10 protein-coding genes are annotated in these 9,617 nt (G+C 50.9%); 7 read left to right on the top strand and 3 right to left on the bottom strand.

Going from position 1 to position 9,617, the window contains the following annotated elements:
- The first annotated feature begins 144 nt into the window (after positions 1–144).
- Positions 145–606, top strand: coding sequence for an IS200/IS605 family transposase (gene tnpA, locus CAG64_RS20805; protein WP_021706290.1), 462 nt, complete (start codon positions 145–147; stop codon positions 604–606).
- Positions 607–720: 114 nt separating this feature from the next.
- On the opposite strand, the gene CAG64_RS20800 is transcribed toward tnpA, so the two are convergent.
- The gene (locus CAG64_RS20800; RefSeq protein WP_161488803.1) at positions 721–2,265 is read right to left on the bottom strand and encodes a phospholipase D family protein; all 1,545 of its coding nucleotides are present in this window, start codon (positions 2,263–2,265) and stop codon (positions 721–723) included.
- A gap of 194 nt (positions 2,266–2,459) precedes the next feature.
- On the opposite strand from CAG64_RS20800, the gene CAG64_RS20795 reads away from it, so the two are divergent.
- The gene (locus CAG64_RS20795) at positions 2,460–3,311 is read left to right on the top strand and encodes a tetratricopeptide repeat protein (protein ID WP_021704874.1); all 852 of its coding nucleotides are present in this window, start codon (positions 2,460–2,462) and stop codon (positions 3,309–3,311) included.
- 41 nt (positions 3,312–3,352) lie between these two features.
- On the opposite strand, the gene CAG64_RS20790 is transcribed toward CAG64_RS20795, so the two are convergent.
- Entirely contained in the window at positions 3,353–4,021 is a 669-nt protein-coding gene (locus tag CAG64_RS20790) for a pyridoxamine 5'-phosphate oxidase family protein (protein ID WP_161488802.1), read from the bottom strand.
- 91 nt (positions 4,022–4,112) lie between these two features.
- Here CAG64_RS20790 and pdxR point away from each other — a divergent pair, with 91 nt between their 5' ends.
- Together pdxR and CAG64_RS20780 are read left to right on the top strand one after the other, a co-directional pair.
- Entirely contained in the window at positions 4,113–5,534 is a 1,422-nt protein-coding gene (pdxR, locus tag CAG64_RS20785) for a MocR-like pyridoxine biosynthesis transcription factor PdxR (protein ID WP_161488801.1), read from the top strand.
- A 39-nt stretch (positions 5,535–5,573) separates the two neighbouring features.
- Entirely contained in the window at positions 5,574–6,332 is a 759-nt protein-coding gene (locus tag CAG64_RS20780; protein ID WP_161451595.1) for a class II glutamine amidotransferase, read from the top strand.
- Positions 6,333–6,336: 4 nt separating this feature from the next.
- On the opposite strand, the gene yjeH is transcribed toward CAG64_RS20780, so the two are convergent.
- Positions 6,337–7,596 carry an L-methionine/branched-chain amino acid transporter gene (gene yjeH, locus CAG64_RS20775; protein ID WP_161488800.1) on the bottom strand — a complete coding sequence of 420 codons (1,260 nt, stop codon included), beginning with the start codon at positions 7,594–7,596 and terminating at the stop codon, positions 6,337–6,339.
- Between the two features lie 204 nt (positions 7,597–7,800).
- Here yjeH and CAG64_RS20770 point away from each other — a divergent pair, with 204 nt between their 5' ends.
- The 3 genes from CAG64_RS20770 to CAG64_RS20760 are packed head-to-tail and all read left to right on the top strand — an operon-like array spanning position 7,801 to position 9,537.
- Positions 7,801–8,253: an Lrp/AsnC family transcriptional regulator gene (locus tag CAG64_RS20770; RefSeq protein ID WP_021704869.1), complete on the top strand. Its 453-nt coding sequence runs from the start codon at positions 7,801–7,803 to the stop codon at positions 8,251–8,253.
- Positions 8,250–8,627: a nuclear transport factor 2 family protein gene (locus CAG64_RS20765; protein WP_021704868.1), complete on the top strand. Its 378-nt coding sequence runs from the start codon at positions 8,250–8,252 to the stop codon at positions 8,625–8,627. Before CAG64_RS20770 ends, CAG64_RS20765 begins: the two co-directional genes overlap by 4 nt.
- Positions 8,617–9,537 carry a LysR family transcriptional regulator gene (locus CAG64_RS20760; protein ID WP_161451587.1) on the top strand — a complete coding sequence of 307 codons (921 nt, stop codon included), beginning with the start codon at positions 8,617–8,619 and terminating at the stop codon, positions 9,535–9,537. The genes CAG64_RS20765 and CAG64_RS20760 overlap by 11 nt, the downstream gene beginning before the upstream one ends.
- The last annotated feature ends 80 nt before the right edge of the window (positions 9,538–9,617 follow it).

Genomic DNA, 9,617 nt, shown 5'->3' with positions numbered 1-9,617 from the left:
TTGTATAGAGAAAACCCCCAGCTAGGCTGGGGGTTCCGTAAAGCTTACAGCTATAAGTTAGTTATATAACCCCTTTCAATTTGATAAAAACGTCTTGTGGTCTGGCAACTGCAAGAGTTAATTAAGAATTGAAAGGGGGTCCCAATGGGGGACGAAAAGAGCTTAGCGCACACGCGATGGAATTGTAAATATCATGTGGTTTTTGCACCAAAGTACAGAAGGCAGGTGTTCTATGGTGAGAAACGAAGAGCAGTAGGCGAGATACTTAGAAAGCTATGTGAATGGAAAAGTGTGAATATTATTGAAGCGGAATGCTGCGCAGATCATATTCATATGCTTTTAGAAATACCACCGAAGATGAGTGTTTCATCATTTATGGGGTATTTGAAAGGAAAAAGTAGCTTGATGCTCTATGAGCGATTTGGGGATTTGAAGTTCAAGTACAGGAATCGAGAATTTTGGTGTCGAGGGTATTATGTCGATACGGTAGGAAAAAACACCGGCAAGATACAAAGTTACATAAAGCACCAACTAGAACAGGATAAAATGGGAGAGCAATTGTCGATCCCGTATTCAGGTAGCCCGTTTACGGGCCGCAGGAAATAGTCATATGCAAATGTCAGATCACTACGCGCCTGCTAGGGCGCTGCCAGTAGGAGAGCCTTATAGGCGCATATGAAAAACCACCGGCTATGCCGGTGGATACTTTTTTTTTAGCCGCTAAAGCTGATCTTCTATCGGTAAAATTCCGGAAAACCAGGCGCCGATGCGTCGCCAGAGACTGGCGTCCGGTTCACTGGCGTACAACGTTTCGGTTGCAGCGTCACGCCAGACGATATCGCCGTCCTGCCATAACACCTGATAGGCGACCTCGGGTAACGACTGAATAAACTGCTCCGACTGTTGCGAGACATACTCTGGTTGTGTGAGTACCACGGCCATTTCCGTGTTCAGCAGGGCAGAGCGTGGATCCCAATTCATAGAACCAACGAACAGTTTTTGGTTATCCATCAACATCACCTTCGCGTGCAAGCTGGACCGACTGCTGCCGGTCATACTCCAGCGGTTATTTTGTTTGTTGGTGGATTTGGTTTCCCAAAGCTGAACACCGCCTTTTACCAATTGTTCACGATATTTGGCATACCAGCCATGCACGGCAAACACATCGTTAGAAGCCAGTGAGTTGGTGACGATGATGATGTTTTTGCCAGACTGCACGGCCCTGATCAATTGTTGGGTGCCGGACTCGGTCGGGACAAAATAAGGCGAAATCAGGATCAAAGAATGCTCCACATCGGCCAGCAAAGATTTAAGCTGTAATACCAGTTGGCTGTCTTGTCCTTCGAGTTTGCTCGGAACGTCGTACAGCAGCTGCGCTGGTCCCCAGTGCAGAGGAAGATGGCCCTGACGTAGCTGATGGTATAGTGGCAATCGGGTAAAGTCGTAGATGCCGAGAGAGAACTTGTCGGCAATTTTTGTCTTGTCGAGCCATTGTTGCACTTCTGCGGGCGTGTATGGTCTGGCGTCTGGATATATCCACTCCATCGGAATGGCGTAGTCACTGTTCCAGTACAGGTCGAATTGATCCGCAATCTGCTCGACCGTGTTGCCATGCAGCAGCACATCAAAATCACCAAACTCAACATCCGACAGGTAAGAGAAATATTCATTGCCAATATTGCGCCCACCGACGATGGAGGCGACGTTGTCGGCCGTCAGAGACTTATTATGCATACGCTGATTCAGCCGGTCGAAATCACCCAGGAAACTCAGTCCACGAGAGTGACGGTTTTTATGTGGATTAAACAGGCGGATTTCGATGTTCGGATGCGCATTGAGGTAGGCCATGGCTTTGTCGCTGCGTGCCTGCATGTCATCCAGCAGCAGCCTCACCCGCACGCCACGCTCTGCGGCTTTGTATAAACGCCAGGTGAGGAGTTGGCTGGTCTCATCGTTACGATAGATGTAGTACTGGAGATCGAGGCTTTTCTGTGCGGTTTCGATCAACGCCAACCGGGTCAGAAGTGCGTCGTGGCCTTTATTCAAGGGCAGAAAACCGGACTCTCGGGTGAGGTCATGGCCATGTTCGGTGGGCTTAAAATAGTGGTCGAGACGTGAGTCTTGTTGATACCCAAAGTGGTAGCTCAGCTTCTTTTGGGCGTCGTCAGGCAACGTTACCGAGCTGCAGCCGTTGAGCACAAACAAACAGGTACTAAAAAATAAGGTGTAAAGGCAACGCCAACGAACTTCAAACAACGGGCTCATCCTTGTGTCTAAATGAGTTCTTTTGGCCACTATAGCAAAGCAGAACGTTAGCTTGAGTGATGTGCCGTCGATTTTGCACAGCTTCACCACTTTGTTCTGATTTGGTAGGATTTTTATTCGAAAAGTGGATTCACAGGCGTTGGATTTGTTAGTGTGGTGATAACTCAACTGAAAAAATACAAAAAGGAATAACGATGAGAACAATCAGCCTGTTATTTGCCGTCTTTGTTAGCTGTTTCTTGTCTGTTGCCCAAGCCGAGGAAAAAAAATACTCAGAGAGCGACTTGTTGGATCGTCCGTTAATGGAGCGCTACATTATGGACGAGCTGAAATCTTTGCGTCAGGAGCAGCAAGATCTCGAGCGTCGTCTCACTGTGCAGATCACTGACCGTGAGCTGGCGGTTGCCGATAAATCACTGAACTATGCCAACGTCACGGTTACTTATTTCTTCTACATTATTGCCGGAGTGGCTTCGCTGATCGCTTTGATCGGCTGGCAGTCGATGAAAGAGATCAAAAACAACACCAAAGATTTGGCGGATAAACGACTGAATAAAATTGCGTTGGAGTACGAAAAGAAATTCGTGGCGCTGGAACGCGACTTGAAGCGTAAGACCCGCATCATCACTGAAAACAACAAAGAAATTGAGATCATTAACGAAATTCATAACTTGTGGTTACGCGCGCAAAGCATGCCAACGCCGGAGCAACGAGTTGAAGTGTATGACGAAATCCTCAAGATCCGTCCGGGTGACCTGGAAGCTTTGACGTACAAAGCCGATGCGGTCATGGAGATGAAAGAGTACTACTGGGCGTTGAGTATGTGTAACCGGGTACTGGAGCTGGATGGTAAAAATGGCCCGGCTTTGTATCAGCGTTCGTGTGCGTTTGCCCGATTAGGTGCGGAAGAGCAGGCGATTGAAGACTTAGTGCACGCCATTGAGGTGAGCCCGTCGATCAAAGACTTGCTCAACGAAGAACCGGATTTGGAATCATTGCACGGGCATCCGACGTTCGATGCTCTGCTTCGACCGGAGGACGAATAACAGACCCTGAAAAAGGAGCTGAAAGGCTCCTTTTTATTGGATTAATCAACTGGATAATGGACCCACCTTGAACCATACGTCCGGCTGTAATCCGGCGTTTCCGGTATCGTGGTCATGGTTGGGCTCGGGACCAATGGGCCAACAACCGTACGATAGGGCACAATGCCAGCCCAAACCGGCAAGTCCATGTCGGCAGCATCATCATTCACATCAGAGCAACTGATTTTTACTGATGCTTCAGACAGTGGCATGCTCAGAACCACGGTTGCCGTCAGCTCTTTTTCATTTCCGGTTCGGGCCTCGGCACTTCTGCCGGGGGCAATCTGTTCGACGAAATGATTGAGTAAGCGATCTTTTTCCGCGTTGTCCTCTATTTCTTCGAATTGGCCGAACACCACTGCAGAGCGGTAATGCGCGCTGTGGTGGAACGTTGACCGGGCCAGTACCCAGCCGTCAAACAACGTAAAAGTCAGGCAGGTGGAATTGCCCTGTTTGAGCTGGCGAATGAGGCGACTGTTGCGTGCGCCATGGATATATATTCGTTGTCCGACTCGCCAAGTTAGCATAGGGATCACCACGGGGCCATGCGCTTCGGTAATTGCAATGTGTGCCAACAGGCTCTCGTCGATGATCGCGTGAAGCTGTTGGGTGTCGAGCACAGTTTTGTGAACGGATTTTTTGATTTCAGTGCGTTGGGTTTGCGATAGCATGATCAGTCCTCGTTGATGGCTTCTGATTGGCAATGTAAGTGCAAACTGGTACTTTTATGAGTGCCAGTTTTTAATTTTTTATAGGTCCAATTTGCAGCCAATTGAAATTGGTGATCTGGTTCTGGCCGACGGACCGGAGAACCTGCAGAGCAAACTATTCCACGCGGTGCGCCTAAAAATCGTCGGTCAGTTGTGGCCGACTGCAGGGCGTTTGCCGTCAACGCGTAAGATGGCTGCCGAGCTTGGGCTGAGCCGCAATACCGTGGTCGCAGCCTATGAACAGCTGGTGGCGGAAGGCTATATCGAGAGCCGGCGCGGCGCCGGATTTTTTGTCGCGGTGACGTTGCCGGAACAGTATTTTAATCCCGGTGATGCTACGGTAGGTGCTCAAAACACGCACCGACCGCCAGGGGATGTGAATGCCCCGTTTGCGCCTGGTGTGCCTGATTTGGCCCAATTCCCACTGGCGAAATGGAACCGGTGCCTGCAACGTCATGTCGGCCGGGTCAATCTGTTGGGCAATCAACCGATTCAGGGAAGCATGGAATTACGTTCTGCGCTGGCTGCTTATCTGGCCAGCAGCCGCTCTGTGCATTGTCATGCCGATAGGATCATTATTACGTCGGGTGCCCAGCAGGCATTGGCTATTGCCTTGATGGCCACGGTACCAAAGGGGGAGTCCGTGCTGATGGAGCAGCCCGGTTATGCTCAGATGACCAAAGTGCTTGAGTTGAATAGTTTGAACCTGGAGCCGTTGCCGGTCCGTGCGCGCAGTGGATTGGAGATTGAAACCGCGTTGCAAAGTCATGCCCGCGCTTTGTATGTGACGCCCAGCAATCAGTACCCAATGGGCACGACGTTGAACACCGAGCAGCGACTCACCCTGATTGAATGGGCTCGCATCCGAAAAAGTTGGATCATCGAGGACGACTATGACAGCGAATTTCAGTTCGCTCACCGGCCGTACACCAGCTTACAGGGGCTCGCAGCTCAGGTGGGATGCGATGAGCGTGTGTTATACGTCGGTTCGTTCAGCAAAGTCATGTTTAACGGGCTGCGGATAGGGTATCTGGTGGTACCTGCGTCCTTGGTGGAGAGCTGTGTGGCAATGAAGGATGCGCTCAGTGGTGACTCTCCGGCACACACTCAGGCCGCGCTGGCGGAGTTTATTGCCGCGGGGGACCTGCAGCGCCATATCCGCAAAATGCGCCGGTTGTACAAACAAAAGCACCAGAGGGTGTGCGAAGCGATTGGGCGCTACCTGCCTTCGGTCAGTGTCATCAGTCAGGCTGCAGGTCTGCATGTGACACTCAAGTGGCGCAACGATCCGGATGAGCGGACTGTGTGTCACAGGGCAAAGCAGGCCGGTATCATTCTGCGTCCTCTCAGTTACTATGAACATGATTGTGCAGAATTACGCCACTGGTATGGTGCGGTTCTCGGGTTTGGCAATACCGCACTGGATCAAATCGAGCCGCAGATCATGCGGCTTGCCAGGGTTTTTGAAACGTGATTTATTGGATGCCTCTCTTAGTCTAACAGGAAAGCGATTATGTGCCGCTGGTTGGCGTATCAGGGACGCCCGATTTATCTTGATGAACTGGTGTATGAACCAGAGCATTCGTTAGTACATCAGAGCCTCGAAGCTCGTAAAGCGGTCACGCGTGTCAATGCAGACGGGTTTGGTCTCGGCTGGTACACAGAACGGGCTACGCCCGGCCAGTTTCATGAAGTCTTGCCGGCGTGGGGCGATGAGAATTTACGTTCTCTGACTCACCATATTCGTTCACATCGATTTATGGCCCATGTTCGCTCCTCTACGGGGACCTCCGTCTCTCGTTCAAATTGTCACCCGTTCATTCTCGATAACTGGATGTTTCTGCATAATGGCCAGATAGGCGGGTATTCACAGGTCAAGTACGCGCTTGAACGGCAACTGCCGGAAGCTTTGTATTTGCAGCGTCGAGGCAGCACAGACAGTGAACTGATTTTTCTATTAGCGATGAACAATGGTTTGCGTGAAGACCCGGTCGCCGCAATCCGCAAAACCATTGATGACATTGAGTCGATTATGGCGGAAAAGGGCGTTGATCAGCCGTTCAAAGCGTCGATGTGCCTGTCTGATGGGGACGGCTTCTGGGTGGTGCGTTACAGCACCGATAAGGAGCCGCCGACCGTGTTTATCAGAGCGGAAGAGGAAAATATAGCGCTGGCTTCTGAGCCACTGGAAAGTGACGGAAGCTGGTGTAAAGTGTCGCCACAAACGCTGACGTGTATTCGTGGCAACCAGGTCGTCAGTGAGTTGTTGTAATTGTTCAGGTGGCTTCCGTGGGCGTTTTTCTCAGCCACCGTTCCCAAGGAAGTGACAGGGCCGCAAACACACTCAATGCGTAGAGCATTGACCAGCCTAGGCAAATAAACACACCGGTACAAAGCAAGAGCGAGACCATCGCCATGCCTCGGGCGATACCGCGCAGCAGTTTACATGCGGCGAGCATGGCCAACAGATAAATCAGAACGAATATGCTGTTGGCCAGCTTAAGGAAGAACTCCAGATCCAGACCTGAGAGGGCACCCATCACACACGACAGCATCAAAACGGCACCAACAAACAGCGTTGCATTGGCTGGCACACCACGGATGGATACGCGTGCGATAGCGCTGTGTGGACGATATTCACGTGCTTGCGCCCAGACCATGCGCGACAGACTTTGTGTGTAGAGGTTGACGCTGGCGAAGCACGCGGAAAACCCGACAACGCTGATCAGCGTTTTAAAGCCATCGCCAAACAGTTGCTCACTTAGCCAGGGAATCAACGCACTGTCGAGCTCAGCTGTGCCGTAAGCACCGAATTTGAGTATCACGACTGAACATGCCCAGTAGGTGGCTCCGGCCACAAAACAACCGACAACGATCGCAATAGGGAAATCGCGCTGCGGATTTTTAAACTCTTCCCCCATGTGCGCAAACGCTTCGATACCGACAAAGCACCAGAACATCACTCCCAATGCCGCACCTATCGGCCACCAGGACTCGCCATCCAGAGTTGGCATGTGCAGATCTTGCGTGGTGACGTTGCCTTGCCATAAAAACGCACCGACCAGTGCAAAGATGCTCAGGGCAATCAGCGTTTGCAGTCGACCAGACGATTTCGTCCCCATCAGGTTGACCAGAATCAGCAATGCGACCGTTAGGCTTTGTGCCAGCAACGCGTGATTCAGAGCCTCAGGGAGCAATTGTTGCAAGAAACTGGCCGCCAGAGCGATAGCGGCGGGGACTCCGACGGGGATTACGCTGACAAATAGCCAGGCCACGCTGCGTTCAAGTTTACTGTTAAAGGCTTTACGGACAAAATAGGCAGTGCCGCCTGCACTCGGGTAGCGTTTACCCAATTGGGCAAACGTCAACGCGATTGGGCAAATAGCCACAAACAGAATCAGCCAGGCCCAAAGTGAGAGATGACCTGCGATCCCTGCGGCAATCGCGGGGATCATAAACAGCCCGGTGCCCATCAGAGTAGTGGAAAGCTGCCCGATGCCAGACAGCAAAGTGATGTCCTGTTTCAACTGACTCATTGTTATTGTTGTCTCCGTAAGATCCGTATTCGCCAAGAGTACCCGCTTCTCCGCGGAAACTCAGTAACCAAAATGACGGAGTTATCTGTCAATATGACGTTTTGGTTGCCGATTTTTGCCACATTGTCGGCTTTTCTGCATCGAGAATTTGTGTCACATTACCTGAACTCAACAGGATAAGTTGAGCGATTACAGGAAGTCATAATGGACAAATTCGATCACCAAATCATCCACATTCTCAAACACAATGCCCGGCGCTCGGTGAGTGAAATTGCCCGGGATGTCAACTTGTCCCGTTCAGCGGTGACTGCGCGAATCCGCAAGCTGGAAAATGATCAGGTTATTCTCGGCTATCACGCCAACATTGTAACCGACAAGCCGACGGAGATGATTTGTGCTTATCTGGCGATTAAGTTTGATACGTCCGGCTCTTCGCATCAATGTGAAGCGTATGCGGCAGATATTTATCAGATCGATGGCGTGAAATGGTGCCATGCCATCAGTGGTGAGACAGACATGATGCTTTACGTTGAGGTACCCACTATGAACCGCCTCAACGCAATCCGCGACCAGTTGCAACAAATTCCGGAACTGCGCCATCTGATGACACATACTGTGCTGACGGAATTCTTCAATACCACCAAGGGGCAAGCATGAATGCGCAACAGACCGTCGAGGCCTATTGGCAAGCGATGCAGAGCAATGATTTTTATCTGGCGGCGAACTGTCTGTCAGAAGATGTGGAGATTCTTTGGCCTCAAAGTGGTGAAAGAATCACAGGGCGCAACAATTTTGCTGAGTTGAATTCTGCGTATCCGGCGGAAGGTCGCTGGACTTTTGTCATCAATTGTATCGTGGCAGATGGACAACAGGTCGTCACGGATGTCACCGTGTCGGACGGGAAGCGTACCGACACCGCAATCACCTTTCACACCGTTGGACAAGGCCTGATCCGACGCCAGGTTGAATATTGGCCAGAAAACTACCCGGCTCCGAAATGGCGCAAGCCCTGGGTGGAATATGTTGGGTAACATTAACCTGAATTTATTACGCTCTTTGCACGTCTTGCTGGAAGAGTGCCACGTCAGCCGTGCGGCCCAGCGCCTGAATATCACTCAGTCGGCGGTGAGTCGTCAACTGGCGCAATTACGCGATTTATGCGGAGACCCCTTGCTGGTGCGGGACGGTAATTTGCTCTTACCGACGCCCAGGGCCACAGCACTCAAGTACAAACTGGACGCGTTGCTGGGTGAGTTTGAGCACTTGCTGGATGACAAACCGTTTGAGCCGCAGCAATGGCAGAGTGAAGTAGTGCTCGCATCCAGTGATTACGTTGCGCAGTACATCCTGCCTGATATTGCACGCACCATTAAAGCGCAGGCCCCAGATGTGGATATTGCTTACCGATTATGGGATCCGTCTTATCTAGATCACTTGCACGATACCGGGATCCAACTGGCATCCACCATGCTGCCTCGACAGCCTGAACAGGTCAGCAGCCTCAAACTGGGGGAAGATAAGTCAGTGTGCCTTATGAGTGCCCAGCATCCGCTTTGCGCTCGCAGTGCGATCACCACGGACGATCTGTTGCGTTATGCGCACATTAAAGTCACCGGAGGCGGCGATAAAGATGCGTCCACGGACATAGTGCTGAAAGCATTGGGAGTAAAACGTCGAATTGCACTTAAAGTACCGTTTTTTTCCGCTGCAATTAATACGCTCCAGGGCAGTGACTTGCTGATGGTCGTGCCTGAGCATATCGCCATCAATCTTTCTAAACATGCGCCCTTGCAACATAGGCCCTTGCCGTTTGATACGGAGACACACCAGTACTGGCTGATGTGGCACCCAAAATATGACAACGACAGTGCGCACCGCTGGATGCGTGAGCAAGTGTATCTGATGATGCGTCAGTCGCCTTATTCTATTGGTATGATTTAAAATCATGGCCTTTATGAAAAACTTTGATTTCTATTTATGTCCTGATTTGAGCAATGATGCTGCTATCAGGAGGACACATC

The sequence above is a fragment of the Vibrio sp. V38_P2S17PM301 genome (assembly GCF_009904845.1).
Lineage (GTDB): Bacteria > Pseudomonadota > Gammaproteobacteria > Enterobacterales > Vibrionaceae > Vibrio > Vibrio proteolyticus.
This window is presented reverse-complemented; position numbering and strand designations above follow the sequence as displayed.